Below are 26602 nucleotides of genomic sequence, written 5' to 3'. Positions count from 1 at the left end.
GAAAAGAAGTCTTTCGACGGCTGGAATATCACATTACAAATTCAACATTACGCTGGGCACAACAAGAGTTAATTATGATGGCAAGGAGCAATTATCATGCGTGAATTTTGTGGGGATCCTCCAGCGCTTCTGATTACATCGTGTCTACTTTTGTCTTTTTCACACACGATTACCTTTGAATAATTTTTTTGAATATGTGGAGCATATAAAACTTCACTAATTCGACCAAAGCCGACTAGTAGGATCTGTTTGTTATCCATTTTGATTGCCCAATTTTAATTTAATATTGAAGTATTGCAGAGCTAACTTATTCTACTATTTCAGATAGAGATTTAATGTGTAAGTGCTCGCTAGATTCGCAGTGGCCGTAAGGGCAGAAATGAACGGGTATCGCTCCTGCTTTCTTAGCGGCATTTACGTCATTTCTTATTGAGTCACCAATATGTAAACAACGTTCAATAGGTGTATCAACTAAATCAGCTGCAATGTGGTAAATTTGAGGATCCGGCTTGTGTACACCTATAATACCTGAGTCCACGATCGCGGAAACTTCGATACCTGGCCCTTCTCCGACCTGGCATATGCCAGTATCTCTTAATAGCTCTTTCGCCCCCCCTTCTTCAGTGTTTGAAACAACAACGATATGACTTACTTCTTTTTTAATCTTTGTGAGCGTGTCATATATAACGTCGATCTCTCTTGGGATCCACGGAGAAAAAAGCACAATGTCCTTCAGTTCTTCCATGTGCTTCAAGGTGAACGGTTTGGTAAGGCCTGCTGCTATAGCAAACTCGTAGACAAAAGCATCGTCATCATCGCCTGGCCCCAATCCTGCACCAACACTTCCATGAGCGTACAAAGCTCTATCAATACTTTCTTCTGTAATAGGAAGGTTGTCAGCTAAGCTCATTATTCTTGAGTGATCCGGCTTAAGCAAAACACCGCCGGCATCCAAAAAAATGGCATCTATTTGTTTCAGTGAAGGTAACTTGTTATTCATAATTTGTCCTAGTTTAGGAAAAAGCAGTTTTTTGTTTTTGCCTAAACCATTTGTGTTAATAATAATTCAAGATAGGTAAAGCTGTTTTTAGCCTGGTTAGTTCAGATACTCTTGCCTGACCCAGTCAACGGTTGACTTGACGCCATCATTAAAGTTGACTTTAGGCTCCCAGTTCAGCTCTGACTTTGCTTTTGTGTTTTGTAGTGCAATTCTCTTTACCTCTCCTGCGAGTTCAGGGCCATTTACGACACTGCCTTGGCATTGCGATATGTCCAAAATAGCATCATAGATTTCCTTAACCGACTTTTCGACGCCAGAGCTGATATTGATCAGTCCACTTCCCTGATGTAGAGCGGACACAAATGCTTGGGCTACATCTGCTACATATATGTAATCCCGGGTGATGTTGCCGTCGCCATTAATTGTGCAGGTCTCATTAGACAGGATCTTTTGGCTAAAGATTCCTATTACTCCGGCTTCACCAAATGGAGATTGACGTGGACCATATACATTTCCTAATGCTAGAGCAGCAAAATCTATCGAAAAGAGTTGTTTATACAAATTAAGATAGTGCAGAGCGGTTAGTTTTGTCAGTCCATAGAAAGAGCAGGCGGTTAAGGGGTGCTCTTCAGTAACGGGTAGAGATTCGTCTGATACGTTTCCGTATATCGTACCGCCACTAGAAGCGAATACTACTTTTTTGCAACCAACTTCGCGTGCAGACTCCAACAAGTGTACAAGCCCCATTATGTTTGAGCTTGCGTCCAATAACGGATCCCTTATTGAAACGATGACGCTTGGCTGAGCGGCAAGCATAATGATACCGTCAGGCTTGATATCTTTAATCGCTTTACGAGCAGCGTCACTTGCGATATCACAACAGATCACATTAACTTTATCATTGCTATGATGAGCAATATTCTCAACCTTACCTGTAGAAAAGTCATCCATCACATAGACTTTGGCATCGCTCTTTGATAATAAATCGACAACATGAGATCCAATGAACCCAGCACCACCGGTAACCAATATACGCTTCAAAATTAATTCTCCAATACGGTTAGTAGATTAAGACTTTCTAAGTCCCCAATTAAATTCTCGTAGCCTCTACACAATTGAAAATCATTAGTGATTGTGACTGACTTTTCGGAAATTATTGCTGACAATACAATTGCTGCAGTACCCCGGATATCTGGGCATAAACCACTAACGCCTCCAGGAAGCTTTTCCATTAAACGACCGAAGATGTTTGCCTGCGTTATCTCACGCCCATCCTTGTGGCTTATATCTACATTAACGTTCGCCAATGGCTGGCCTGGGAGGTGTTCAAGAAACTGAAAACGGTACGGGAAAACGTCGTCAGTTAACTTGCTAAAACCGCGAGAATCAGTAGCGAGAAGCAATATTGCAAATGGTCCCCAGTCGCTACTGAATTTCGGCTCTGAGCCGCAATCTAAGACAAGGTTGCAGGCGGTTGATTTTCTATTTGAGTAGTCGACTTTAATACATGTTTTATCCTGTGATGAGGGAAAACCGAGATCATTCAGGAACTTGATGAACTCAGGCACTTCCACAAAATCACTAGAGGTGACAGACACACTTGTTTTCGCCAAAAGGCCGGCAGTAATGACAGTGACGGCTGCGATACGGTCAGCTGGTACCTCATAATCTATAACAGAATTAGGTGAATGTTGGCTTATTACAATTTCAGGTAACTCTCCCTCAATCAAGCAACCTAGTTTTGATGCTACTTTTAGCTGCTCACAGCAAGAGGGCTCTACTGATGCATTAGAAATTGTACTTTTACCTAGACATAGCGATGCTGCGGCAATTGCTATTACAGTACCTGTCATAGTCGGGTAGCTGAACGCAATGTCAGCTGACTTTTTATCTTCCCATCGTAACTCTATGTGGGTCTCATGGTAGTCAACTTTCACGCCAAACCTAACTAAAGTATCAATGTACCAATCTGTAGGTCGCTTACCGATCTGACATCCTTGAGGTGTGGCTTCTATAATGAGTAAATCCGTTTTATTGAGCAGTGCTGGTAGGAGGCAATAAAGATTTCTGGACTTAGCTACTAATTCTTGGGTGAGTACGATCTTATCTAAATGCTTGGGTTCTGAAAATGCAACTCTACGAGTGGTCAAGTCATGATCTACTTTATTGAATATTAACCTAAGAGCATCAATAAGGGTGTGAGAGTCGATGATGTTTGGAACATTACTAATTCGGCCTTCATCAGCGATCGCCGCGCATGCTATTCCATGTGCAAAAGCGTGTTTGCTGCCCGGAAGGTGGTAACTAACGTGCTTAGGGAATTCAGTTGGCGAAGCTATTGTGATCATGATTAAACGCTCCTTTCCAACAAGTAATTTGCCTTATCATATCCGAGCTCAATAAACATACTGATACAGCATTCTTCGATAGGATATCTGGCGAGTTTTGCCCAATTACTTGGAAGTTCAGTAATTTCAAGGTTGCTAATATCACCGAATACGCTCTTAGCTTTTTTCGTAGCACCATATTGGTACCCGACACCTTTGGCAAAAGAGAGTTTTGGTCGTTTTGCAAACCCTTCGGGTAAAATTCTTGAAGCGATTTCCCTCAGGGGGATTTTGTTGGTGGACAGGTCGATACAGCTGTCTACAGGCAGTGTTAAAGCGGCATTAGTGACATTAATATCCAAAAACGGGACGCGGCATTCTAAGCTATGAGACATCGCCATCCTATCGACACGCCTACAGTTTGTCTTGTGCAAATCCTTGACGCGAGTGATTCGTTCGTTTTGTAGTTCATCAACATCAAGGCTAGACAAGTTACTTGAATAACCGCAGAAGAGCTCATCGGCACCTTCTCCGGTTAGGACGACTTTATAATTGTCGTTTCTTATCGCACTGAACAGTGCATCCATTGGCGCTGCATGATTGAGAACTTGCCATTCCCATGATTCAACTTTAGTGATCGTATCTAGTAGATTTCCGCATAGCTTACTTGAATCGTCGGCTTTCACTTCCACTAATTTCACACCAAGTTGACTGCACAGCCTGCGGGCGAAAGGTAAGTCGGGAGATTCTTCATCATGTAGCGTATAAGCAGTGACATTTTCGCTTACTTCTAACGCCATTTTTAGAACCAGTGAACTATCGATACCACCAGATAAAAGTACAGCATATGGCTCATCGGGCACCCTTATTCGGACTGCTTCCTTCAGTATTTTCTCAATACTGTCGATACTGTAAGCCCCCTTAGTTGATGTAGGTAACTGCCACCACACCCCCTCTTTGGGGGCGCCGAGGTGTGATAAATCCCAGGACAGATAAGTTCCGGGTTTGACAACATCGATTTGCTTTAATTGATCTATATGGGATAAGCTTTTTATCTCTGAAGAGAAGGTAAGTTTGCCCTCGATGTTTGAATAGTAAAGGGGCTTGATTCCAAGATGATCACGAGCAGCGTAAATGCTATTGGTGGTTTCATCGAAAGCAACGAAACACCCTTCCCAATTAAGCCTTTTTAACGCTGAGTCAATTCCCCAGTATTCTATAGCCGTTGCCAGAATATATGCGTCTCCTCCCGGAAGACACTCAATACCAACCCCTTCATTACAAAGTTCGTTCTTCAACTCAAGATAGTTAAATATTTGAGCGTTCATGACTAGAGTAATGGAACCTTTCGGTCCGCAGGCCGGCTGTCTGTTTTCACTCTGCTCTACAATAGGTAACCGGTGAGTACCTAAAGAAAACCCCAATTCCTTGAATGACTTCCACTCGTAAAGGGTATCAGCTCGTCCCCTATGTTCTATTTTTGACAACAACTCGTGAAGCATCGTATTACGGCTTTCATCTTGAGCTGAATAATCAAAGACTGCAGAAATTCCGCACATTTTAAAATCCTAAATAAGTTTAAGTAATTGTAATTCCGGTAAGCATGGATAATTTGTTAACACCTTTAAGCCTGGGATGTTATGCGTATAATGAATATTTAGACAACACTGACTTATTGGTATTATCAAAATCTGTTTCTATACCAAATAAGTCACACATTGCGCCGAATTATTCTTTAATTGATTCCCATGCCGTCGACAAATTGCCTCGCTGCCAAAAGTTATTTTCCCTTTCAATACCCCATCAAATTGGATAATAACCATCTACTGAAGTAGGTAGTTTAGGGCTAAAATACAAATTCAGGAAGACGTTATAAACTTGGTTTGCAGATATGGGCTTTACCTTCGTTAACCAGCCTCTTCACCATATGTAAAAAAGAAGAGTGTAAGTCTTCAGTTATCCCATAGTCAGACATTCCAAAGACAACGGTGCTTGTAGAGTATTCTGCAAGATTTCCTTTCCGGCCCAGCAGACTCACTACCTTAACGTCTTTTTCTTTTGCTACTTTGGCTGCATTTATAAGGTTCTCGGAATTCCCACTCACACTAAGCATTAAAATCACATCTCCAGCATTAGCCTTATTAAGCTGAAGAGAAAAAATTTCGTCATAGCCATAGTCATTTCCTATAGCTGTAATACGAGGAAGGCTGTCGACTAATGACACGATATTTGGTGAGGATGTAAGACTTCTGGTTTCGTTTGCGAGGTCTGCTGCTAAATGGGAGGCTGAGCTTGCACTGCCGCCGTTTCCACAGACATAAAGTGTATTCCCTTTGTGAAGGCAATCAAAAACAATAGATGATGCGTCAGTAAGCTCGACTACATCAAGTTTATCTATTGCTTCTTTGAGATCTCGGAAATAGTGATTTATAACAGTTTCAATATATAAAAAATTTGAAATATGTTTTATCTCATTTACGTCGTACATAACATACCACTTTTCAGAAATATAGCTTGGAAGAATTAAACAAAAGATTTAAAAGGTAGAAAGAAAATCACATAAATAATTGAGGAGGAAAAATCCTCTCCGTAAGAGTAATTCACTTTCCTTTTTGATATTAACTGTATAAATAACCAAATAGAAGAGCATTGATAGGTGAAATAATATTTTATAGAGCTCACTCGCAAAATGATATAGTTGCCTATTGAGGGCACGAGAAAGAAATGTAGACTTTGCGCAGGAAAAATATCCGCATCGATGGTTCTTTCCACGGATATCAACTCGACAAAACTAAGCCTAAATGAAAGGAGTTACCCTTTATGAACGATAAAAAGATAGATGATGTAAATAATATAGGTGAAGTGCTAGAGGGTGGGCGAAGTGGCAAAATTGTTAAGATGAATAAGGATGTTCGTCGACCTGCTTCTGAGTGGACCGAAACTGTTCATAAAGTATTAAGGCTTATTAGGGGCAATGGATTCAAAAAAGTTCCAGAGCCAAAGGCTCTTGATGGGTCTGGATTCGAAACGGTAAGTTTTATTGAAGGTGAGGTTTCAAATTATCCACTGTCAGAAAACGCTAGGTCAGAAAATGCCTTGATAACCGCTGCTAAATTGTTACGCGAATTCCACGATGCTTCTCGTAAGGTACTAAGTGCATTAGATGACGAGTGTTGCTGGATGTTGCCAGCTCGTAAGCCGATTGAGGTGCTCTGCCACGGAGATTACGCTCCTTATAATGTTGTGTTAAATGAAAATGAAGCGATTGGAATCATAGACTTCGATACCTTGCATCCAGGGCCTGTGATTTGGGATGTTTGTTATGCCATATATCGATGGGCGCCAATTAAAAATCCAAACAACCCAGATAGCATTGGCGATATTAATGAGCAGATTACACGTGCAAAAATCTTCTGTGACGCATATGGTTTAGATTATGAGTCCAGGAAGATGATCCCTTCGATGATGGTAGACAGGTTAACTGCACTTGTTAACTTTATGTTGGATCAGGCAGGAGAAGGTGATGAAGATTTTGAAAGTAATTTATCTGAAGGCCATCACATCGCTTATCTAAATGACATCGAATATATAAAACAGCATGAAGAGCAGATAATCAGCGGAATCGTCGGAGGTAGTTTATGATTGACTATCGATTTTCAAGCAATGACTTCCCGTCCTGGCCAGTATGGGATAACAGCGAAGAGTCGGCGTTAGCTAACGCGCTACAATCTGGATTTTGGGCCGGCAGTAGGGCTGAGAATATCAAGCTATTTCCCGAACGATTCTCTAGCTATCAGAATGCTGACTATGGTATCGCACTTGCTAACGGCACAGTAACTCTTGAATCAGCCCTAATTGCATTAGGTATTGGTGAAGGAGATGAAGTCATTGTTCCAGCAATCACTTTTGTTGCCACAGCATCAGCTGTTTTACGTGTTAACGCTGTTCCAGTAATTGTCGATGTCGACGAGGATACCTATTGTATTTGTCCGAAAAAAGTTGACGAGGCGATCACACCAAAAACCAAAGCGATTATTGCTGTACATGTCGCCGGAACTATGTGTGATATGGACAGTTTGTTGCAAATAAGCAGAACTAGGAAGTTAGCGCTTATTGAAGACTGTGCTCATGCTCATGGTAGTAGGTGGAAAGGGCGAGGTGCAGGCTCTCTAGGTGAGTTGGGGAGTTTTTCCTTTCAGCACTCTAAGCTCATGTCATCTGGAGAAGGAGGAGCACTGATTTCTAATCATAAGGAGCTTCTAAATAAAGCTTGGGATTATGCGAATTGTGGTCGTGAGGGAGTCAAAGGAACCTATCACCATCCTATTGTCGGTACCAATGCAAGGATAACTGAATGGCAAGCGGCCATACTAAACTCTCAATTAGAAAGGTACCCCGAGCAATTTGAAAAGCGCCTTCAGGCAGCTAGTTTTCTGGATAAGCGATTAGCAGGTATTAAAGGTGTAAAACCCCAGAAAAATGCCGAGGGTTCTGAACAAAGAGCATATTATTGCTATATCTTTGAGCTTGACCTTGATTTGTTGGGTGAAGAAGCTAGGCAGCATATGTTCGAAGTGTTGAGTCAAGCGAAGGTACCACTAAGTTTGGCATATCCTTCTCTCAATGACCTGGATGTATTTAAGAATACGGCATTTGAACCAACCATCAGGCGCGAGATAGACGCCAGCAGGTTCGAGACGCCGATAGCTCAAAAGGTGTCTGCTCAAACCATTTGGTTACACCACGCAGCACTATTAGCGGATGAAGAGGTTTTAGAAAAGCTGGTCTTGCTTATTGAAAAAGCAGTATCGACATTGAGAGGTAATTCGTGACAAGCAAATTAGTTTTATCACCGCATTTCGATGATGCAGTATTCTCCACCTGGGATATCTTGGTACGAGAAAGAAAAAATATAACCAATGTTACCTTTTGTGGCGGAGTTCCTCCTGAAGAGTGCGTTATGACTCACTGGGATGGAATGTGCGGGTTTAATTCCGCACGGGAGGCTGCACAGAAAAGAGCTGTCGAAGACGCCAACGCTTGTGAAATAGCTGGAGTTAATTGGAAACACTTAGACTTTCTTGATTTACCATACTCGAAAGAGAAAAGTATAGCTGATATAGAAGAAGTTCTTGAAAAGCTCGTTCCAGACTTTGACGTTGTTATCGCGCCAATCGGAATAGGTCAGCATCAAGATCACATTGTGATTAGAGATGCAATTATTTCCGTTTATAAAAAAAGCCGTTCATTCGAACTTGTCTTTTACGCAGACTGTCCGTATGCCAGTGTAAACGGCTGGGATAGCGATGACAGTAGTAAAGAGCTTGACTATCAATGGTCCTACGCATTATCACAAGTCGAAAAGCAAGGTGTCAGGTTGTTAGAGCCAACAAGAATTGAGTTCTCTGAAACTCAGGTTCTCGAAAAACTGGTTGCGGCTAAAACTTACGAATCCCAACTAAAAGGGCTGCTTGAGTACTACCCAGCGCTATTAGAAACTGACGGGTGTTTTAGTGTAGAAGTTACTTGGAAGTGCGAATCAGTAGAGTAGTATCATGGTCAAGCTTGCAAACACTGTAGTTTTCCCAGTATATGAATTAGATGGTATCACACTTGACTGTAACGTTATCTCTAATCTCGAAAAGATGTCCCGCAGTGCACATGGCAGACGTTGGGTTATCGCTCCCGTTGTTAATTCTAAAGTGGAAAATCAAGTAATTATTGATTCACTAAACGAGATTGGCAAAGATAAATACCGCGATACATTCGCAGGTTTATGCATCAAGCTCAATAGTGGTAAGGGATTAGATGAAGAGTTGATCCAGCTTTTGATTAATCACGAAAAAAGAAAGATGGTCGGCCTGATAGTCGATGATGAAACGTACGAAACCTTTGAAAGTAACTATTTAAACCGTGATTCAGTAGTCACATTCCTTAAAAGCGACAGAACGTTTCTCATACTAGATAACGTAGCGGGTATGTCTGATAAAGGGAATCTACTTAAAACTGCTCTTTATTTTAGTAATGTCATTGTTAGGGGGGTAACGCCATTGGAAGTTGGCACTGTGAGTTTAGGAGCGATACGAACGAGCTGTACCAAGATCTTATTGGAATATTCTGCCGAATATAACGACCTGTGCCAGTCTATAAGAAAATTTGGTGTGGAAAATTGCATTGTATCCAAATTGCATGATGAGAAGTTTGTATCTGGCTTTGACAATTCCTTGCTAGACAACTGGGCTGGTTTGCAATCTGAATCTGTTGTAGGAAATGTCAAAGCATTAAGAGCAGGAGGCATTTCGGAACAAGATATACACACACTGATATCTCTTAACGCGCATGAGTTTTTCTCATTATCGACTCCGTAAGCTTTGTGAATAATAGCTATGATACATATTCCTGGTGGTAAATCAGGCACCACCAAAAATGCGGCTGTATTTCTCGATCGGGATGGGGTTATCAATGAAAATAGAGATAACTATGTCCTTGATGAAGGAGATATTACCATCATTGATGGTAGTGCTAAAGCAATAGAACGCATGATCGAATTTGGATATCAAATCATCATTGTGACCAATCAGCAGTGCGTTGGTAAAGGCATAATTAAAAGAGAAAAAGCGAAAGACATAAACCATGAAGTCATTCGTCGACTCGGCCTTTTGCAACCGATCACTGCTACATATTTTTGTCCACACCTGGCAACCGACTTGTGCGAGTGTAGGAAGCCGAACCCAGGGATGATTCTGACTGCTGCGCAGCAATATGAAATAGATCTTTGCAAGTCCTTCTTTATTGGAGATGCCGATACTGATGTGAAAGCCGCTAGAAATGCTGGTGTTAAACCGATTCTTGTGTTGACGGGAAGAGGTAAACAGTCACTCTCATTAATTGACAGGACTCAAGCGGAGCAATTGATTATAGAGAACGATCTTGCCGCGGCTGCGAATTTCATATTAGAGCAGTGAGAATTTAATAAAGTGAAATGTAAACATGAGAGCTTTTTAAGACACGAAGTGTGTAAAAGAACCTGGTGTCTGATACCCATTACAATCCTAAAAGAAGACGAGCAGTTTATTATTTTAAGGATTAGCTGTGGTACTGAATGGCTGGCACCTATAGATAACTCGGGCAGACACGTTCGACTTGGTGAAACGAAATGTTGGAGACTTGCTCCCAGAGTATGGCTGAATAAGGACCTTACTTATTTAATACCGAAAGATAAGTGGCTCGCCTATGGGATCACTAGGCGTATTGAAGGAAAGAATGAGTTGGAGTTCTACATTAACTTCCAGCGGCCGTTGAAAAAGCAGAGTTGGGGTATAGATACCTTAGATCTTGAGCTGGATTTGGTCGCAGATGTTTCGAAGGAAAGCGCTGTCAATTGGCGCTGGAAAGACGTAACGAGATACGTAGAACTTTGTAATACAACCTTTTTTTCAAATAGAGATAGGATTAATGTAAATAGAGCATCCATTTTAGCTAAGGCAGAATTTGAGCAGGTAAGAAATGAACTGCTCAACTACGCTGAAATCAGTGCTCAATCACTCGACCTGTCTTTATTATCAAACACTACTGTTCTACCCGACGATGTAAGGAAGTTACTATGAGTGAAAGCATGACAAAAGGCAAATCCATTGCAGTCGCGCGATCTCCATTGAGGATATCATTAGCGGGCGGCGGATCAGATGTAGTCAGCTATGCATCAAGGTTTGGCTCCGACGTAGTTGGGCTAGCAATTAATAAGTATGTCACGGTTACAATTCATCCAAATCAATTTGAAGGTTCAATCAAGGCCTACTGGGAGAAGGCGGAACACGCCGAAAACCTAGAAGCCCTAGAAAATTCGTTTGGTAAATTCGCACTGATGCGCAGCGGGCACTTCGGTAACACGCAAGTTATGGTGCAGGCAGATGCCCCAAGTGGTACGGGGTTAGGCGGATCCGGCGCTTTTCTAGTATCTATGATACATGCCGGAAGAATAGCTAATAACCAAAGTGTAGATAAAGGTGAATTGGCTGAAGCTGCTAGCTCGGTGGAAATCGATGATCTAAAGCGAATGGTGGGTAAGCAAGATCATTATATGGCATCGTTGGGCGGGCTTCAGCATTTGTCATTTAACACGAATCTCGAAGCAGATACGTCTTCTCTAAACATGGGTAAGAATTGTATCGATTACTTCAATAACAGGCTTCTATTGTTCTATACGGGGCAAAGACGAAACGCTGGTGAAATTCTAAAAGACCAAGCAAGTAGTGTTAAAGTAAATAACTCATCGACAATTGAAAGAATCCACAAAATAAGAGAATTAGTTCCTGACATGCTTCACGCTATTAGATGCGATAACCCTTGTGATATCGGACCTATACTATTGGCGCATTGGAGAGAGAAAGTCGGGTTAGGAAAAAAAGTAGGCAATTCTTTTATCGCCAACTGTGAAGAGTTGGCGATGAAGAATGGCGCCGATGGTTTTAAACTTCTTGGTGCCGGTGGTGGAGGATTTATTTTAATAAGTTCAAAGCCTGGTTATCAAGAGCAACTAAGACGCGTATTTTCCGAAGCCGGTCTTTCGGAACTACCCTTTCAATATGGAAATAGTGGCACAATGGCTACTAGCTTACCTTTATAATTCATTTAGGAGTTAATGTTGAAAACTAAATTGTATTTTACTCGTCACGGAGAAACTGAAGACAATGTAATTCATAGGTTATCTACCTCAGCTCCAGGTCCAAAATTAACAGAGTTAGGCCGGACACAAGCGAAAGAGCTTTCAGATAACCTTACCGTTTATGAACTGGATCAGATTTACTCAAGCCCTTTGGTAAGAGCGATCGAAACAGCCACTATTTTAAATGAACAAAGAGGGCTACCTGTTACCTCTGATGAGCGGCTAAGTGAACTTTCAGTCGGTCAGCTGGAAGGACGCAATGATCCACAAGTTTTCGAAGAGCTTGACACTGTCTGGCACAAATGGACTGTTGAGAAGGAACTGAGCGTATTAGCCGGGCCTGAAGGAGAAAGCGCCCGAGAAGTTATATCCAGAGGTGAGAAAGCTGTTCAAGAGATTGTAAATAAGCACCCTGGTAAATCAATTCTTGTCGTTGCACACAGCGGAATATTACAGTTGTTGGTGCCGCATATGTGTAAGAATATTGAGAATGATTATGGTGCCAAAAACTGGTTGAGGAACTGCCAATTGGTCGAAACAGTCTATGAGTCAGGAGAGCTTACCTGCACAAAATGGGCTGGAATTGAAATAACCGAGATGGCAGCAGCTCTAGTCTAATTTGATCAAATGGGAAGGCTTGTTTTATCAGTGCCTTCCCTATTTCACAACTCTCTTATCCAGTAGTGGTATTTTAAACTGGCATAATGAATGCAGGGATATACACAAACCACCTGTTGTCTGGCCTCGTTTAATCGGCTTTGGGTTAACGAACTTGCTACAGATATATTTGGCGAACTCATAATATAATGAATGTATTATTTCTAACTCCCCGATTTCCCCCGAGCCCCGGAGGTGCGGAAACCTATGCCCAGGACTTAACTAGGTATCTACCGGCAGAGGGATGGAACCCTATAGTAGTCACATACGCTTATCCGATAGAATCTGGACTTATTGATCCAAATATTCATGAGTTGGGTATTGAACTGGACTCACTCGACAACATTAGGAAGGTGGCTTGGCGAGTCTTACAATTTGGTTTGTTGGACGATATCAGCCGTATTGTCGATTCTTATCAAAGTATTGATCTTGTTCACGTCAATAGCATAGAAACAGCTATTGCAGGGCGAGTTATTGCTGACTCATTGGCTGTTCCATTAGTAGCTACCATCCATGAACATGCACCGCAAATACAGTCCTTTGGTAAAGGACGATGCAAGTTAGTCTTTGAAAGACTTGAAGTTGATCGTTTTATAGCCCCTAGCCGGTTCTACTATGAGCGCGCATTAGAAAACTCGGTTCCCAAAGACCGCGTAGCCGCCATTTCTCATGGGATCTGTTCGGAAAGGCTGCGTCAGTATCGCGGTCCCTGTATGAGACAGAGATTTGGTCTTTCTAACGAGGAATACGTACTACTTTTTGTTGGTCGTATTTATGCTCCTAAAGGGTTGCATGTACTGCTCGATGCCATTAAAGGGCTCAATGTGGATCGGGACTGGAAGCTTGTCGTAGCAGGCCCTGATGGGCCTGATAACTACACCAACCGTGTTAAATCCGATTTAGCGAACCATCCGGTGTCAGAAAGAGTCTGCTTTACCGGAGAGCTATCTGGCACAGAGACCGCTGCTCTTATCGAATCTTCTGATTTAATGGTTATCCCCAGCTTAGCAGAAGGATTCGGTCTAGTTGCAGTAGAAGCTATGCATTTAGGCACGCCCATCATTGCATCAGAGGTCGGTGGATTAAAGGAAATTCTTTCTGATGGAAAAACAGCATTGTTGTTTCAACCCGAAGATGTTGATGAGTTGATTGTCAGTATTGAAAGGTTAATAAAAAGCGCTGATTTGGCAGAAGGTTTGGCCAGAAGTGCCAGGTTGGAAGCTGTCAATAAATATAGTTCTCAGCGGATGGCGAGAGAAACCGCTGAGCTTTATTCATCGCTTTTGGATTAATAATAACGCAAGTTTTTTGCATATGTACCACTGCGTCATTTAGTCTCTATTTCACACGAAAAACTGAATGTAAATATAATATGATTGAAGTTAACGGGTTCTCGAAACATTATAAGGTACTGACTAGAAACCTTGGTCTAAAAGGTGCGTTCAGCGATCTTTTTTCAAGGGAATATCAGATAGTAAAAGCTGTTGATGATATTAGCCTATCTGTTAACCAAGGAGACATTGTGGGTTTCCTTGGCTCTAATGGAGCAGGAAAGTCAACAACCATTAAGGCAATGATTGGCATTATTACGCCTACTTCCGGTACCATTTCCATTAACGGAAAATCCCCATCAGACAATCGAGAAAAATATGTAAAAGAACTTGGCGTAGTTTTTGGCCAACGCAGCCAGCTGTGGTGGGATTTACCGGTAATTGAATCTTTCAATATATTGTCAAAAATATATAGAGTAAGCCATAACGATTACCAGTTTTTTTTGCGTTCGGTAAACCAAATTGTAGATATAGAAAGGTTCTATAGACAACCCGTTAGGTGTCTTTCATTAGGTCAACGAATGCTGTGTGAAATCGTTGCTGCATTTCTGCATCGGCCTTCAGTACTATTTTTGGATGAGCCAACGATTGGGTTAGATTTAAAGACAAAATCACTTGTAAGAGACTTGGTTCGGAAAGCTAATCAGGAATACGGCACTACAGTAATATTAACCTCCCACGATATGGGTGATGTTGAATCTCTTACAAGTAGGTTGATTATTATAAACAAGGGCAAGAAGTACTTTGATGGTACCAATGAGTCCTTTTTGTCAAAATTTGGCAATAGCAAAACGCTTAACGTTGTCGTCAACGACTTCGAGCTAGATGTTTTGACTAGTGTTATAAATGATAATCCCGGGGCAATGCTTTTAAATGATGAATCTCAGTATGGTATTAGAAAGCTTAGTATATTGTTAGACAACGATGCTATTTCACCACTGGTTATGTTGAACCTTTTGGAGACTAAAGTAAAAATTGATAGTTTTACTCTAGAAGAAGCTAAGGTCGAATCTGTCATTAAAAATATGTCTTTCGGTGATGCCAATGCTTAGGTATTTATACTTCACTCGCAATACCATATTGACCGCTATGTCATATAGGGTCGATCTGTTGTTCAACTCTATAGGAAATGCTGTTTACCTGGTATTGTTGTATTTTTTATGGAATGCAATATTTGACTCAAGAGAAGTTATAGCAGGAAAAACGTTTGATGATGTATATATCAAAATGGCATTTGCCTCGTCATTGATTGTGATGTATCGCACTCACGTCGAGTGGTATATTTCGGATGATATTTTAACGGGGGATATCACGCTTCATTTAAGCAAGCCTTTTAGTTATCAACTCATGTACTTCTTTAGGAGTATCGGCGAGTTTGTTTGGAATATGGTGTTGGTCTTCTTACCCGTGGTTTTGTATTTTGTCTTGTTTTATGACTCTAGCTTTGGCTGGGTAGACAGAATATTGCTGTTTATAGTGGCAGTGTTTTTTGGTTATTATATAGGATTCTGCATTGATTACTTAGTCGGTCTGACTGCCTTCTTTACAGAAAGTGTATGGGGGGCGAGTTCATGCAAAGATGTACTAATGATGTTTTGCTCGGGAGCTATTGTGCCGATCTACTTGTTTCCCGAAACCATCAAGTCGCTACTTATTTCGAGCCCATTTTACTTTGTCGTTCACTTCCCTCTTGATGTCTTATTTGACCCAACTTTGGATATGAGCTTAGTGATGGAAAGACTGGTTATACAGATTTTCTGGTGTATTTCTCTGATGTTGTTTGGCAAGTTTCTTACTAGCTGCTTAGTCAAGAAAGTAACTATTAATGGTGGTTAGGGTGTTAGATTCGATTAAGTTTCACGTCGATTTATATTTGTCGCTGATTGCGCAACACATCAAGAGTAAAATGCAATATAGAGCTGATTTTATTATCGGCGCCTTTAGCATTATTGTAATTAATGCCGTATCCATAGTTTCGATATGGATTGTCTTTCAAAATGTAGATGACATTAAAGGATGGAGCTTTGCAGAATTAGTTTTTATTTACTCGTTCTATTTAGTCGCATCATCGCCCAGTCAAATACTATGCGAGAACCTATGGACAATGAGTTCTAAACTGGTCGATGGCAGCTTCATCAAGTACTATACCAAACCCGTCAATATGCTTTTTTACTACTTGTCTGAGACGGTTGATTTAAAAGGCCTCGGATTACTCGGCTTTGGCTTTTTCGGATTAAGCTATGCCTCGAACGAAATCGGTATAGCTTGGTCACCACTAAACGTAGTTGCTCTGGTATTCCTGCTCATTTCTGCGTCCCTCATCATAGCTTCTTTTATGATTTTGACATCGGCAAGCAGCTTTTGGACTCGTTATTCTTTCGGATTAATGACGCTGTCAGAACGCCTCAAGGACTTCTCAAAATATCCTGTGTCCATTCTTGGAAAACCATTATCAGTTTTGTTTAGTACCTTGCTGCCATTAGCCTTTTCAGCCTACTACCCAAGTGCATACTTTATTAGAGGCGATGAATATAGCTTCGCATTATTGCTAACTCCTATCATAGGAGTAGCGTTTTTCCTCATCGCTTATTACATCTGGAATTTAGGGGCACAATACTATGAAGGAACTGGAGCCTGATATGAAACATAATTATATCGCGAGTTTTATTATTCCTGTAAGGATCAGCAATCAAGGTCGATTAGAAAACTTATATCAGATCCTAGATTGGCTAGCGGATCTTAAAGATGAAATAGAAGTTATTGTTGTAGAGATGGATACTCATGCCAAGTTCGAACCTGAGAGAGCAACCAAACATGTGTTCGTAGAGTCGAATGATGCTTTCAACAGAGGCTTAGCACGTAATATAGGCGCTCTTCATGCTTCAACAGACATTCTCGTTTTTGGTGACGCAGACGTTGTATTCAACCATGCCCAGTTGTTGCAAGCGATTGAAAGCTGCCTGGACCGCTTCGATGCTGTTAGCCCCTGGAGCCGAATTTATGACGTGAGCCATAGCGAAAAGGAAAAACTGATAGGCCACTTTGGTGATATTTCTACTTTATACAAATCCGACGTTGAACAGACATCAAAAACAATGATCTCCGAATGTGTCGATTTTTTAAATCAGGAACGTAGCTTCGCTGGCGGCAATGTCATATTTACAAGAGATAGTTTTGTAAGAATAGGCGGCTGGCCTATGGATCTAACCGGCTGGGGGGGCGAAGATGATATTATGAGCTATTTGTGTTTCCGGACCTTGACTATTAATAGACAAGACGGTTCAGCTTACCATTTACCTCACAAAAGGGATGTCACTGATACCAATGCTCACTCTTCATATAAAAGCAACTTTAAGAAAATGGAAGATGTTTTTAACATGAGTGATGCTGAACTGCATGACTATATGCTTAATAATAGGGTTATGTTGTTCGAAACCGAAAGTGGATTTTCCGAAAGTGTCAGAAGCAACTATTTTGACGTCGACAAGAATATCGCACTTAAAGATAATCAGCACCGTTGGAACTAGAGAGGCTACCCACGAATATGACGTGGAGTATATTATGAAAGATAATTTAAATTATATAGCCAGGCTGGCAGTTGTTTCTTCAGTAACTTATTATGACAAAAGTGCGGCGGTTAGTCCGTCGCTATGGCAAAGGGTCGTACCGCTCCATGAGAGTATTTTGGATGAAATAAGCTCTAACAGAAAAGATACTCGCCTTTGTGAAGATCTACAGGCATTGGCTTTATCATTTCATGACACTGACCTAATGACTAAATTAGTCGAGCATGTCCATCATTCTTTTTTGTCGGACGAAGGAATGCTAAAAAGAGTGTGGAGTAAATTATTACACCTCTCAGATTTTGGCAGAATACTCCCGCATGTAGGTGAATTCTACTATAAATTACCCAAGGAATCTGACGTAAACGAGCAGATCTCTTTACTGTCTAAACACCTTTTGCAACATGCCACAGAGCGCAATGGTTCCGTAGATGATGCAAAGTTGCTTGTAGTTTTGTCTTACCGGTGTCCAAAAAACGAACCTCACAGATTAAGAAACTTATTGAGCTGCATTTGTGCTTTATACAACCAAACAATATCTCGCAACTTATTTTCAATTGTAGCGGTCGAACAAGATAGTGAGTCACGTACACGAGACTATGTTGAACCATTTGTTGATAAGTACATTTTTGCTAAAAACCCAGGAGATTATAACTATGCCTGGGGTCGAAATGTCGGAGTGTTGCATGGCTTTAGTTGCTCTAGGATCTGTTTTTTAGATATAGACATGCTTGTACCAAATGACTTCTTAGATAACTGCCTGTTACAGAATGAAGAAACATCGGCCGTCACGGTTGTCCCCTATGATAGGCTAATTAACTTGGATTCCCGATCATCTTCCCATGCTGTGCATGCGGTAATCGCTGACGAGGTTGGCACACTTGGCGGGCGTGTCCGAGGTCAGACTATGGCCGAAATTTATGGTGGTGCAATCGTGGTTGAGCGAGAGACATTCTTCAAAATAAACGGCCAAGATGAAAGGTATCGAGGTTGGGGAGATGAAGATAACGATTTTTATTTTAGGCTGTATGAAATTAGCGATGTACTGAGGCCTAATATGGTTATCTATCATATGGATCATCCTCGGCCTGAGATGCGTCCTAACGGGAAAAGGATCAACGCATCTTTAATTGGGACAAGAAAAAATAAAGACGATGTCATAGGTGATCTATCCCTATATGCAGGGTGAGATAGTGAACGCTATTATTCAAAATCACGTTCTATTTGAAGAGGCGTTGTTGATCAAATCATAACTAAAGATGCAGGTCTACCAAGGCTTTCAACCAGTTAGGCAGCTTGCTGACGAACAGGCATACCGAGCCTTATGACTTTGTTCATCGCTTTCACTCGGCCAGTGCTTCGCCTACTTGGGCATCGTAATCACGCAAGCTCAGTTTAGGGTAAGCGGGTATTCCGACCCACCTAGCTATTGAACGATCGTATTGCTACAGGGCAGAAGATCACTGACATCACAGCCTTCTTCTCGCTGTGGTAACTCCATCAGAACATGACGCAGGTAGGCATAAGGATCCACGCCGTTGGCACGGCAACTGAGCATGATACTGAACAAGGTCGCACTGGCATTTGCCCCTCTTTGGGTATCAGCGAACAACCAGGTCTTCCGCTCAACACGGTTGTTGTCTATCGGGTAATCGCCATCCTCGACATACCTTTCAAGGTAAGGCCATTGTTTGAGCGCATAACAGACCGTTTTCCCCATCGGGCTCTTGAGGAAGCAGTTTCGCTGCCGCCTTATCCAGCCAGCCATGGAAGGACGTCAGGATCGGGATACTTTCTTTTTCCCTTAGTGTATACCTTTCTGCCATCGACAAGGACAGGGCTTTCTTTTCGATAGCATACAGCTTCTGGATATAGCTCAGCGCCTGCTTGGCCTGTCCCGCTTTTTTCGGGCTCAGGTCGAGCGCATCCTTGAACTTGCGCCGGGCATGGCCCCAACACCCGAGGTGCGTCACCTTCTCTAGCATCCGCCAGGCCGAGTAGCCATCGGTCATGATGGTGCCTTCATAGTTGTCGAGGAAGGCCTTGGGATAAGCATGCCCCCGGGCCGGTTGGTATTCGAACAACACCACCGTTGTCGTGCTCTGTTCAGGGTTGGAGTATGCCCAGAGGTAAGATTTACTTTGGGCTTTTTTGCCCGGTTCTTTCAAGACTTGAAGCGTGGTTTCGTCACCGTGGATAACCTGCTCTTTGAGCAGCGTCCTGCGCATGGCCAGATAAATAGGCGAAAGCAACTCGGCGGTCTTTATCATCCAGTTAGCCAAGGTCGTTCGCTGGATATCAACACCGACACGCGCCAGCTCTTTTTCAATACGATATAGCGGCAGGCCGTCGGCATACTTGCTGACGGCTACGGTAGCAAGGGTGCCTGCCGGGGCATGGATGCGATGGTGATTTTTCTGCTTTCGCCATGATTTTCGCAATGGCGGCAAGCGTACTTCTTTCGCTCTTGACGCAGCACTTTAACTTGTTTGGGGATGATTTCGAGTTGCTCAGAGGATTCGACACCGATGGCATGCAGCTGACTCTGGCTGCAAGGGCAGATCTTTTCATCCTCAGGTAAGTCGTACTCGATAACCTCGCGGGGTAAGTCCGGATTGATGGGCTTACGACCACGCTTGCGCGTGTAGGTCACCGTTTCCATCTCCGGCTCATCGTCGGACAGCCCGGTGTCTGTCAGCGAATCCGCTTCATTGAACAGGCAGCCCTGCGCCGGGAACTTTTCGCTTTGCGGCAGATAGCGTTTGGCTTTCGTCAGCCGGAACTGCTCCCACATTTCGGCAATGCGGGATTCGTATTGTTGGCTGATGTTTTGAACCAGGTCATCGATATAGGCCTGGATTTCCGGGCTGATGCCGACGGGCTTGTCAAGTTCCTTTTGCATAATAAAAATATAGTAAAAACAGTAGTTTTTACCATTTTAATTCACTATTTTCACGAGATTTTCAGCCCGTTTATGGGCTGGTGCGCAACGGCATTTTGCCAGTTGAGGCCATCAAGTAGCCAGCGCAGTTTCCTGGCCGTGATTTTCATTGCCACCGTGTCTTGCGGGTGCAGGGGCCACTTAAATTTGCCGTTTTCCAGCCGACGGAAGTGGAGCCAAAACCCGTTGGTGTCCCATTGGAGGATTTTGAGCTTGTCCCGGCGGCGGTTGCAGAACACGAACCAGTGCGGCCCTACCGGGTTAAGTTCCAGCACATCTTCTACCAGTAGCCCTAAGGTATTGATGGATTTGCGCATGTCAGTGATCCCGGTGGCCAGATAAACGCTGCCGGCGGGCGTGGTGATCATGGCAAGCACCGGATGAGTTGCGGCAGCAGTGCCATTGCCGAGGCATCGTTAACCGAGATCCGATAGCCACAGGGTATTTCGATAACCAGAGCCATCGGCAATGACGGCATCGAAAGCGGGACGATGACACTGTCCGGTTCGTGCGAAGAGACTGTGATTTTTTTCTGCCAGTAATAAAACTGCGACTGGGTAATTTGGCTCTGCTGACACCAGGCAGCAATGGTCATACTGCTGTTCTTTTGCTGTTTCAGACGCTCTTGCCATAGCTGCATCTTGTCTTCACGAGTCATGATAAAGCTCCATTAATGAATGAGCTATATCAGTACCAAGTATTGATGGATACCGGAATGTGAGGAGAAACACCCGCTTACAGTTTAGGGCTGATGAGTTGCTTATAGCGATACATTGCCGTCTCTGATATAGAGCGTTGATGATAACCGCTGTCCTTTTTCCACTGCTTCAAGTCACCGTTTTTTAGTGCGGAAACTGCGTCATTTCGTGGATGTTCATCTTCCCGATATCCGGCATTAGATCGAGGCGGAATTGTTGGTTTGGCACGCTTTTTACGAAGTAGCTTATGATATTCTTTGGTGTCGTATGCCCCATCGGCTGAAACCTGCTGTAGCCGCCTTCGCAGTGGGTTTAGTCGCGTTGGCAGTACTTCGTTATCACCAACATTTACCAAGCTCACTTCAGCAGCAATGACCTCATGGGTAGCTGCATCGACGGCCAAATGCAGCTTACGCCAGGTTCGACGCTTTTCCTTTTCGTGCTTGCGAGTTTTCCACTCACCTTCACCAAAGACTTTTAGGCCAGTAGCATCAACAACCACATGGGCTATCGGGCCACGACTTGGATTGCGGTACTTCACCGGAACCGTCTTTGCTCGTTTGCTGATACTGCTGTAATCCGGTGATTTCAGCGGCACATCCATCAATTTAAATAGCGAGTTGAGCGGCGTTTTTCAAGGCAGTTGTCGCCTAATCATGTTTAAGCAGCTTGTTCCAGCTGCTCGTTGATATCTGGTTTCTCTGGGTTAAGCATGACCGGCCCAGCAGGTTCACATTTTCTTATTTTATCTGACCAACGCTCTGGGTTTCTTGTCTTCGCTTGCTCGAAGACTGTCTTTCTTTTTGCCAGGATTTCAGTATCCTCGTTACGATGACGTTGTTCTGGAGTCACGAAACCTATTCGACTGTGGCGATGTTCTTCGTTGTACCACTCGACAAAGTTCTTAACCCAGCTTCTTGCATCATCCAGATTATTGAAGCCAGATGATGGCCACTGTGGTCTGTATTTCAACGTTCGGAACAAGGATTCCGAGAACGGGTTATCGTTACTGACTCGTGGCCGGCTGTGAGATGGTGTCACACCCAACTCACACAACTTCGCCTGTAAGGTCGCTGAACGCATGGGACTACCATTATCCGAATGCAGGACAAGTGGTGTACGGAAGCATTGCTCTGTCATTACGGTTCGCTGCATCAGCGCCGCAGCTTGCTCTCCGGATTCGCTTTCATAGACTTCCCACCTGACAATTTTACGGCTGTAAATGTCTTCGACCATATAAAGGTAGAAGTGCTGTCCTCGGACAATACTGCTTAGTAGAGTAAGAGACAGAGCGTAGTCGGACTATTTCTCTGCTTCTCCTCCCCGAACCGTAAGTGCACCTTTCAGCGCATACGGCTCTCCGCTTAATTATGGCCGACGGGCATAGCGACATCGGTGTAGCGTGAAGTAACCGTATTTTTGACTTCCTGCCTAAGATAGGGATTGCTCTCTGGCAGACGACACCGAAATGGTCTCTTGGGGCTACTTACTAGACGATACAGAGATACACCGCATTGATTTCCCAAGTTGGTCTTGCCAAATAATCCTCATGTCTTGGCCTTTGTCGGCTCAGGTCGTTTTCGCCACTTCATCAATAGTAATTTGATTCGGCAACGGTATTTGCGAGCGAGCCAATGAGCTAGTTTCCAGAAGACGACTCGATCTATTCGTCTGTATGTCATAGCCGTATAGTCAGTGTGGCGATAGAACTGTGATCAGCCACTGAGTTTCTGGTTAATCTTCTCCACCTTGTCTATCTTGCTGCAACTAAAATCCCCGGACAGTTCTTTTATCAGAGAGTGAATGAACGCTTTCGCTTTAACCTTTGGTATTGAGGAGACCACTCGCATATTGCCTTTAGGGCCGCGCTTTCGGATGATCCGGTGCCCCAGGAAGACAAAGCCATCATTCACATGGGTAATATGGGTTTTATCCATATTCAGAGTGAGTTTTAGCTTGCCTTCAAGAAAAGAACGGCATTCATCCCGAATATGTTCGGCGTATAGCTTGGTGTCTTTGACAATAACAGCGAAGTCATCAGCATAGCGACAATAGGCTACGGCAGGCCTGTCTCTTATGCACAAATCCCCGAGCATGCTTGGGGATTTTTTTGAACTCATCTTCGAAGTCGTGATCTGATCATTTAAAAGTTATTCAATGGATGATTAAGATGGATAAAAATACTCATGAACAATGGGCAGATATGCAATTTGGGCAAGCTAACCTCAACGACCCTAGACGAACTCAGCGTTTAGTTTCTTTAGCGCCTTCACTTGCTCAACAGCCAGGAGTTGCTGTGTCAAAATTATCCCTCTCACCTGCTGATATGGAAGGGGCATACCGGTTTATTCGTAATGACCATATCGAACCAAAAGATATCGCTGAGGCGGGGTTTCAAGTAACTGCTCAAAAAGCCTCAACCCATCCCATTTTACTCGCCCTTGAGGATACAACCGCTTTAGTCTTAAGACATCAATCGGTTAAAAGTGAACTAGGGCATATTTATCAAGGAGATAATAATCGAGCCATTCTGGCACATTCGATTTTGCTTTTTGCTCCACAAAACCACGAAATTGAGCAGCAAATGTGGACCCGTGACATATTGAAACGAGGCCAGCGACATCAACATGCTTCGCGGCCTTACAAGGAAAAAGAGAGCTATAAGTGGGAAAAGGCCTCCCAGAACATGATTGAACGATTAGGCACTAATATAGATAAAGTGATTTCAGTGTGTGACCGTGAGACTGATATCTACGAATATCTGGCGTACAAAGCGCAAAACAATCAACGATTTGTTGTGCGTTCAATGCAGAGCTTATGTATCAAAGAGCATGACAATAAACTCTATGACTATGCAGAGCAATTACAAAATGCGACGCCTAAAGTCTTGCATATACCTCAAAAAGGAGGACGTAAAGCGAGAGATGTCGTCCTTGATATCAAGTACGCAAAAGTCACACTGAAAGCACCGGCCAATAAATCATCTCAGCCCGATACCGCTATCTATTATGTCAGCTGTATTGAGCAAGGCGATAGAAAAGACAAGCTCGCTTGGCACTTACTGACATCTGAAAGGGTCACTAAAGCAGAAGAAGCGGAACGCATTGTCAGCTATTACGAACACCGCTGGTTAATTGAGGACTACCATAAGGTCTGGAAAAGTGAGGGGACAGGAGTTGAAGAGCTCAGAATGCAAAGTCGAGATAACTTAGAGCGGATAAGCGCCATTTTAGCATTTATAGCCACACGCTTATTACAGTTACGCTTTATGAGAAAAACGTGTTCTCAGGCTGATCATAGCTGTGAAAAGGTATTGAGTACTAAAGCTTGGAGCTACTGTGGTTGAAAATGGAGAAGAAAACTATTCCCGAGTCGTCACCCAATATATCTTGGGCTTATGAGAACCTTGCAAGAATGGGGGGATGGAAAGATACCAAACGAACAGGAAAGTCATCAGTGAAAGCGCTATGGGAAGGATGGTTCAAGCTACAAACCATCCTTGAAGGCTATGAGCTAGCAATGTCTCTTGACCATCAAAACTTGTGATCAAGAGACAGGCCATTGTCGGCTTTTTTTATCGGTGATACTTTGCTATTTCATGGAAGATTGAAAGGGATTGAAATGAATACAGTTATCGTCGAGAACAAGGCCGTTACGCCAAATAAAGTGGTGTGTGTTGGTCGTAATTACGTGGCTCACATCTATGAGTTAGGCAATGAAGTCCCCGATGAGATGGTACTCTTTACCAAACCTAACTCGGCGATCTCAGAGGTGCTGTTATCCTCCCATCGAGGTGACGAGCTCCATTATGAGGCTGAGCTATCTTTTCTTTATCGCAATGGGCGTTTTGATGCCGTGGCTGTAGGGTTAGATCTCACCAAGCGTCGTGTACAAAGCAAACTCAAGGAAAAAGGGCTACCTTGGGAGCGCAGTAAAGCGTTTGATGGTTCAGCTTTGTTTAGCGAGTTTGTACCGCTGCCACCATCTGAGCGTGGGGAGTTGGGCTTGCGCCTGTTCATCAATGATAAATTGACTCAATCGGGCTCAACGTCATTGATGATTTATTCGCCAGATGTGGTTTTGCAAGAAGTCCAAACCTTCATGAGCTTGAACGATGGTGATATTGTGATGACAGGTACACCGTCTGGTGTGGGCAAAGTACAAGCCGGAAGTCAGTTCGAGGCTCAGGTAACAGCGGGTGAAGAGGTTATCGTTTCAACGCAGTGGCTAGCCAAGTAATCCGTTGAAATACTAACGCCATATCGAAAGAGAAAAACTAAGCGTGTTTGATAAAGAAAAAATTGTAAAGTTAGCCAATGTGAAGATGCCGTTTGGTAAGTATGCGGGCCGGGTGATTATTGATCTACCGGAAGAATACTTACTGTGGTTCCAGAAAAAAGGCTTTCCTGAAGGGGAGTTGGGTTTGCTGATGGCATTAGCCCTTGAGATGAAAATTGAAGGCTTAGAAAGTGTCATTAGGCCGCTGAAGCGTGATTAAGTGATTTGTGTGGCTGTGTTGAGAGGGGAGGTTGGTGTCTCTCTGCTGGCAACAACCTCCCCCCCAGTTTGGTGACTAGTATTTAAAATTGACCGCTAGCTTACGCCTATGGCTCAATATTTAACGAATCAAATGGCTGTCCAGCAGGATTCTGCGTACTATACATATTACGTAAAACACGCTCTGCATTGGAATTGAATGCCGCTCCGTTACCAAACCCATCAAAGTGATTATTCATACCAAGAGCATGTGCCAACTCATGCAAGCTTACGTCATTGTTCGCGATTGTTGTACAGCCGGGATCAGGCTCATCTATGCTGTCTAACTGTATCCATGCATATCCACTACCCCATTTGGTTTTATCTATACCATAATCGTTGCCTACAGCATAAGAAACAAGATTTGTACTGTGCGGTCTACTTGAAACTCTTCCTGAACTACAAGACCCTGAAAATGTCCCTTTACTCCAAATAAATCCCCAATCTGTAGGCAGTTCCGAGTAGTCGATATCAAAGAATGGGTTATCATCGAATTCAAGTGAGATAACTCCTTTTCTATCAAATAACTGATATCCAATGATCTCTTCAGCTTTGTTCAAGGCATATTCAAAACGAGGATCTACAGCGTCTAAGTAGTAGGTAGGTATTAGCTCACCAGAATCTTGCGTATTCCGGCCCATGCTGAACACTCATTCCGGTTCAATGTGAACACCTATTCTGGTTTAACATGAACACCCATTCCGGACTCAATGTGAACACTTTTACCCACATTTCCGGAATCACTGTTCACGTTCCGCCGGAATCCCTTTCAACGTATTGATCTTCAACTTATTTGGTAACCTGTTTCCTATTTGGAGCAGGACTATGCCAGCAAAGAGGATTGCAATGCGTAAAATTCGAGACGTACTCAGGCTGAAACTGGA

28 protein-coding genes and 4 pseudogenes are annotated in these 26602 nt (G+C 43.0%); 17 read left to right on the top strand and 15 right to left on the bottom strand.

What is annotated here, in order from left to right; genetic code table 11:
• Nucleotides 1-307: 307 nt before the first annotated feature.
• The 5 genes from C9J03_RS25575 to C9J03_RS25555 form a co-directional block, all read right to left on the bottom strand.
• Nucleotides 308-1000: an HAD family hydrolase gene (locus C9J03_RS25575; RefSeq protein WP_044620823.1), complete on the bottom strand. Its 693-nt coding sequence runs from the start codon at nucleotides 998-1000 to the stop codon at nucleotides 308-310.
• Nucleotides 1001-1096: 96 nt separating this feature from the next.
• Nucleotides 1097-2041 carry a GDP-mannose 4,6-dehydratase gene (locus tag C9J03_RS25570; RefSeq protein ID WP_044620824.1) on the bottom strand — a complete coding sequence of 315 codons (945 nt, stop codon included), beginning with the start codon at nucleotides 2039-2041 and terminating at the stop codon, nucleotides 1097-1099.
• Nucleotides 2042-2043: 2 nt separating this feature from the next.
• Nucleotides 2044-3348: a hypothetical protein gene (locus C9J03_RS25565; protein WP_044620825.1), complete on the bottom strand. Its 1305-nt coding sequence runs from the start codon at nucleotides 3346-3348 to the stop codon at nucleotides 2044-2046.
• 2 nt (nucleotides 3349-3350) lie between these two features.
• Nucleotides 3351-4886 (bottom strand): asparagine synthetase B family protein, encoded by a 1536-nt coding sequence (locus C9J03_RS25560; RefSeq protein WP_044620826.1) that lies wholly within the window; start codon nucleotides 4884-4886, stop codon nucleotides 3351-3353.
• A 311-nt stretch (nucleotides 4887-5197) separates the two neighbouring features.
• Nucleotides 5198-5815: a D-sedoheptulose-7-phosphate isomerase gene (locus tag C9J03_RS25555; protein WP_052829579.1), complete on the bottom strand. Its 618-nt coding sequence runs from the start codon at nucleotides 5813-5815 to the stop codon at nucleotides 5198-5200.
• A gap of 332 nt (nucleotides 5816-6147) precedes the next feature.
• Between C9J03_RS25555 and C9J03_RS25550 the strand changes: the two genes are divergently transcribed.
• The 14 genes from C9J03_RS25550 to C9J03_RS25485 all read left to right on the top strand — a co-directional run bounded on the left by C9J03_RS25550 (nucleotide 6148) and on the right by C9J03_RS25485 (nucleotide 18732).
• Complete coding sequence (locus C9J03_RS25550) at nucleotides 6148-6969, top strand: aminoglycoside phosphotransferase family protein (protein ID WP_044620827.1); 822 nt, start codon at nucleotides 6148-6150, stop codon at nucleotides 6967-6969.
• Complete coding sequence (locus tag C9J03_RS25545) at nucleotides 6966-8159, top strand: DegT/DnrJ/EryC1/StrS family aminotransferase (RefSeq protein ID WP_044620828.1); 1194 nt, start codon at nucleotides 6966-6968, stop codon at nucleotides 8157-8159. The genes C9J03_RS25550 and C9J03_RS25545 overlap by 4 nt, the downstream gene beginning before the upstream one ends.
• Nucleotides 8156-8878, top strand: a complete 723-nt coding sequence (locus C9J03_RS25540) for a PIG-L deacetylase family protein (protein ID WP_082060447.1) — start codon at nucleotides 8156-8158, stop codon at nucleotides 8876-8878. Before C9J03_RS25545 ends, C9J03_RS25540 begins: the two co-directional genes overlap by 4 nt.
• A gap of 4 nt (nucleotides 8879-8882) precedes the next feature.
• Nucleotides 8883-9695, top strand: coding sequence for a hypothetical protein (locus C9J03_RS25535; RefSeq protein WP_044620829.1), 813 nt, complete (start codon nucleotides 8883-8885; stop codon nucleotides 9693-9695).
• Between the two features lie 18 nt (nucleotides 9696-9713).
• On the top strand, nucleotides 9714-10292 hold the full coding sequence (locus tag C9J03_RS25530) for a D-glycero-alpha-D-manno-heptose-1,7-bisphosphate 7-phosphatase (RefSeq protein WP_044620830.1): 579 nt from the start codon (nucleotides 9714-9716) through the stop codon (nucleotides 10290-10292).
• A gap of 12 nt (nucleotides 10293-10304) precedes the next feature.
• Nucleotides 10305-10934, top strand: a complete 630-nt coding sequence (locus tag C9J03_RS27355) for a DUF402 domain-containing protein (RefSeq protein ID WP_107291795.1) — start codon at nucleotides 10305-10307, stop codon at nucleotides 10932-10934.
• The gene (locus C9J03_RS25520) at nucleotides 10931-11953 is read left to right on the top strand and encodes a GHMP family kinase ATP-binding protein (protein ID WP_044620832.1); all 1023 of its coding nucleotides are present in this window, start codon (nucleotides 10931-10933) and stop codon (nucleotides 11951-11953) included. The genes C9J03_RS27355 and C9J03_RS25520 overlap by 4 nt, the downstream gene beginning before the upstream one ends.
• Before the next feature lie 15 nt (nucleotides 11954-11968).
• A complete protein-coding gene (locus tag C9J03_RS25515; protein WP_052829581.1) occupies nucleotides 11969-12610 on the top strand; it encodes a histidine phosphatase family protein in 642 nt (213 codons plus the stop codon).
• A 188-nt stretch (nucleotides 12611-12798) separates the two neighbouring features.
• A complete protein-coding gene (locus tag C9J03_RS25510; protein WP_044620833.1) occupies nucleotides 12799-13941 on the top strand; it encodes a glycosyltransferase family 4 protein in 1143 nt (380 codons plus the stop codon).
• 80 nt (nucleotides 13942-14021) lie between these two features.
• Complete coding sequence (locus C9J03_RS25505) at nucleotides 14022-15032, top strand: ABC transporter ATP-binding protein (RefSeq protein ID WP_044620834.1); 1011 nt, start codon at nucleotides 14022-14024, stop codon at nucleotides 15030-15032.
• A 58-nt stretch (nucleotides 15033-15090) separates the two neighbouring features.
• Complete coding sequence (locus C9J03_RS25500; RefSeq protein ID WP_162845593.1) at nucleotides 15091-15816, top strand: ABC transporter permease; 726 nt, start codon at nucleotides 15091-15093, stop codon at nucleotides 15814-15816.
• A gap of 1 nt (nucleotide 15817) precedes the next feature.
• Nucleotides 15818-16618, top strand: a complete 801-nt coding sequence (locus tag C9J03_RS25495) for an ABC transporter permease (protein WP_162845592.1) — start codon at nucleotides 15818-15820, stop codon at nucleotides 16616-16618.
• Nucleotides 16599-17507, top strand: coding sequence for a galactosyltransferase-related protein (locus C9J03_RS25490; protein WP_082060449.1), 909 nt, complete (start codon nucleotides 16599-16601; stop codon nucleotides 17505-17507). The genes C9J03_RS25495 and C9J03_RS25490 overlap by 20 nt, the downstream gene beginning before the upstream one ends.
• Before the next feature lie 34 nt (nucleotides 17508-17541).
• Complete coding sequence (locus C9J03_RS25485) at nucleotides 17542-18732, top strand: galactosyltransferase-related protein (RefSeq protein ID WP_044620838.1); 1191 nt, start codon at nucleotides 17542-17544, stop codon at nucleotides 18730-18732.
• A gap of 98 nt (nucleotides 18733-18830) precedes the next feature.
• Here the strand turns inward: C9J03_RS25485 and C9J03_RS25480 are convergent.
• The 9 genes and pseudogenes from C9J03_RS25480 to C9J03_RS27335 form a co-directional block, all read right to left on the bottom strand.
• Nucleotides 18831-18943 (bottom strand): annotated as a pseudogene (locus tag C9J03_RS25480) (IS5/IS1182 family transposase); the annotation flags it as partial.
• A 26-nt stretch (nucleotides 18944-18969) separates the two neighbouring features.
• A complete protein-coding gene (locus C9J03_RS27130) occupies nucleotides 18970-19263 on the bottom strand; it encodes a transposase domain-containing protein (protein ID WP_052829582.1) in 294 nt (97 codons plus the stop codon).
• Entirely contained in the window at nucleotides 19217-19993 is a 777-nt protein-coding gene (gene tnpC / locus C9J03_RS26930) for an IS66 family transposase (RefSeq protein WP_197078567.1), read from the bottom strand. Before tnpC ends, C9J03_RS27130 begins: the two co-directional genes overlap by 47 nt.
• Complete coding sequence (locus C9J03_RS26925; RefSeq protein ID WP_052829584.1) at nucleotides 19912-20445, bottom strand: IS66 family transposase zinc-finger binding domain-containing protein; 534 nt, start codon at nucleotides 20443-20445, stop codon at nucleotides 19912-19914. The genes tnpC and C9J03_RS26925 overlap by 82 nt, the downstream gene beginning before the upstream one ends.
• A gap of 50 nt (nucleotides 20446-20495) precedes the next feature.
• Nucleotides 20496-20852 carry an IS66 family insertion sequence element accessory protein TnpB gene (gene tnpB / locus C9J03_RS25470; RefSeq protein ID WP_044620839.1) on the bottom strand — a complete coding sequence of 119 codons (357 nt, stop codon included), beginning with the start codon at nucleotides 20850-20852 and terminating at the stop codon, nucleotides 20496-20498.
• Entirely contained in the window at nucleotides 20849-21142 is a 294-nt protein-coding gene (gene tnpA / locus C9J03_RS25465; RefSeq protein ID WP_044620840.1) for an IS66 family insertion sequence element accessory protein TnpA, read from the bottom strand. The genes tnpB and tnpA overlap by 4 nt, the downstream gene beginning before the upstream one ends.
• An 80-nt stretch (nucleotides 21143-21222) precedes the next feature.
• Nucleotides 21223-21807: pseudogene (locus C9J03_RS25460) on the bottom strand (IS5 family transposase); the annotation flags it as partial.
• A 35-nt stretch (nucleotides 21808-21842) separates the two neighbouring features.
• A pseudogene (locus C9J03_RS25455) lies at nucleotides 21843-22463 on the bottom strand (transposase); the annotation flags it as partial.
• Nucleotides 22464-22897: 434 nt separating this feature from the next.
• Nucleotides 22898-23302: a reverse transcriptase domain-containing protein gene (locus tag C9J03_RS27335; protein ID WP_420813029.1), complete on the bottom strand. Its 405-nt coding sequence runs from the start codon at nucleotides 23300-23302 to the stop codon at nucleotides 22898-22900.
• A gap of 50 nt (nucleotides 23303-23352) precedes the next feature.
• Here C9J03_RS27335 and C9J03_RS25445 point away from each other — a divergent pair.
• The 3 genes and pseudogenes from C9J03_RS25445 to C9J03_RS25435 all read left to right on the top strand — a co-directional run bounded on the left by C9J03_RS25445 (nucleotide 23353) and on the right by C9J03_RS25435 (nucleotide 25680).
• Nucleotides 23353-24728: pseudogene (locus tag C9J03_RS25445) on the top strand (IS4 family transposase).
• A gap of 75 nt (nucleotides 24729-24803) precedes the next feature.
• Nucleotides 24804-25421: a fumarylacetoacetate hydrolase family protein gene (locus C9J03_RS25440; RefSeq protein ID WP_044620841.1), complete on the top strand. Its 618-nt coding sequence runs from the start codon at nucleotides 24804-24806 to the stop codon at nucleotides 25419-25421.
• A 43-nt stretch (nucleotides 25422-25464) separates the two neighbouring features.
• Entirely contained in the window at nucleotides 25465-25680 is a 216-nt protein-coding gene (locus C9J03_RS25435; RefSeq protein WP_044620842.1) for a DUF3820 family protein, read from the top strand.
• Between the two features lie 106 nt (nucleotides 25681-25786).
• Here the strand turns inward: C9J03_RS25435 and C9J03_RS25430 are convergent, their stop codons facing one another.
• Nucleotides 25787-26359: a hypothetical protein gene (locus C9J03_RS25430; protein ID WP_044620843.1), complete on the bottom strand. Its 573-nt coding sequence runs from the start codon at nucleotides 26357-26359 to the stop codon at nucleotides 25787-25789.
• Between the last annotated feature and the right edge of the window lie 243 nt (nucleotides 26360-26602).

It is taken from the genome of Photobacterium gaetbulicola (genome assembly GCF_003025515.1).
GTDB classification, from domain to species: domain Bacteria; phylum Pseudomonadota; class Gammaproteobacteria; order Enterobacterales; family Vibrionaceae; genus Photobacterium; species Photobacterium gaetbulicola.
The sequence above is the reverse complement of the archived record's forward strand: the minus strand, read 5'-3'. Positions and strand labels throughout refer to the sequence as shown.

What these genes read in the sequence shown, in the direction of transcription:
- C9J03_RS27130 (WP_052829582.1), bottom strand. Translation starts at nt 19,263, where the DNA reads ATGGGGAAAACGGTCTGTTATGCGCTCAAACAATGGCCTTACCTTGAA.
- C9J03_RS25545 (WP_044620828.1), top strand. Translation starts at nt 6,966, where the DNA reads ATGATTGACTATCGATTTTCAAGCAATGACTTCCCGTCCTGGCCAGTA.
- C9J03_RS25515 (WP_052829581.1), top strand. Translation starts at nt 11,969, where the DNA reads ATGTTGAAAACTAAATTGTATTTTACTCGTCACGGAGAAACTGAAGAC.
- C9J03_RS25560 (WP_044620826.1), bottom strand. Translation starts at nt 4,886, where the DNA reads ATGTGCGGAATTTCTGCAGTCTTTGATTATTCAGCTCAAGATGAAAGC.
- tnpB (WP_044620839.1), bottom strand. Translation starts at nt 20,852, where the DNA reads ATGATCACCACGCCCGCCGGCAGCGTTTATCTGGCCACCGGGATCACT.
- C9J03_RS25440 (WP_044620841.1), top strand. Translation starts at nt 24,804, where the DNA reads ATGAATACAGTTATCGTCGAGAACAAGGCCGTTACGCCAAATAAAGTG.
- C9J03_RS25565 (WP_044620825.1), bottom strand. Translation starts at nt 3,348, where the DNA reads ATGATCACAATAGCTTCGCCAACTGAATTCCCTAAGCACGTTAGTTAC.
- C9J03_RS25535 (WP_044620829.1), top strand. Translation starts at nt 8,883, where the DNA reads ATGGTCAAGCTTGCAAACACTGTAGTTTTCCCAGTATATGAATTAGAT.
- C9J03_RS27335 (WP_420813029.1), bottom strand. Translation starts at nt 23,302, where the DNA reads ATGAGTTCAAAAAAATCCCCAAGCATGCTCGGGGATTTGTGCATAAGA.
- C9J03_RS25430 (WP_044620843.1), bottom strand. Translation starts at nt 26,359, where the DNA reads ATGGGCCGGAATACGCAAGATTCTGGTGAGCTAATACCTACCTACTAC.
- tnpA (WP_044620840.1), bottom strand. Translation starts at nt 21,142, where the DNA reads ATGACTCGTGAAGACAAGATGCAGCTATGGCAAGAGCGTCTGAAACAG.
- C9J03_RS25485 (WP_044620838.1), top strand. Translation starts at nt 17,542, where the DNA reads ATGAAAGATAATTTAAATTATATAGCCAGGCTGGCAGTTGTTTCTTCA.
- C9J03_RS25555 (WP_052829579.1), bottom strand. Translation starts at nt 5,815, where the DNA reads ATGTACGACGTAAATGAGATAAAACATATTTCAAATTTTTTATATATT.
- C9J03_RS25530 (WP_044620830.1), top strand. Translation starts at nt 9,714, where the DNA reads ATGATACATATTCCTGGTGGTAAATCAGGCACCACCAAAAATGCGGCT.
- C9J03_RS25505 (WP_044620834.1), top strand. Translation starts at nt 14,022, where the DNA reads ATGATTGAAGTTAACGGGTTCTCGAAACATTATAAGGTACTGACTAGA.
- C9J03_RS25575 (WP_044620823.1), bottom strand. Translation starts at nt 1,000, where the DNA reads ATGAATAACAAGTTACCTTCACTGAAACAAATAGATGCCATTTTTTTG.
- C9J03_RS26925 (WP_052829584.1), bottom strand. Translation starts at nt 20,445, where the DNA reads ATGCAAAAGGAACTTGACAAGCCCGTCGGCATCAGCCCGGAAATCCAG.
- C9J03_RS25550 (WP_044620827.1), top strand. Translation starts at nt 6,148, where the DNA reads ATGAACGATAAAAAGATAGATGATGTAAATAATATAGGTGAAGTGCTA.
- C9J03_RS25520 (WP_044620832.1), top strand. Translation starts at nt 10,931, where the DNA reads ATGAGTGAAAGCATGACAAAAGGCAAATCCATTGCAGTCGCGCGATCT.
- C9J03_RS25510 (WP_044620833.1), top strand. Translation starts at nt 12,799, where the DNA reads ATGAATGTATTATTTCTAACTCCCCGATTTCCCCCGAGCCCCGGAGGT.
- C9J03_RS25490 (WP_082060449.1), top strand. Translation starts at nt 16,599, where the DNA reads ATGAAGGAACTGGAGCCTGATATGAAACATAATTATATCGCGAGTTTT.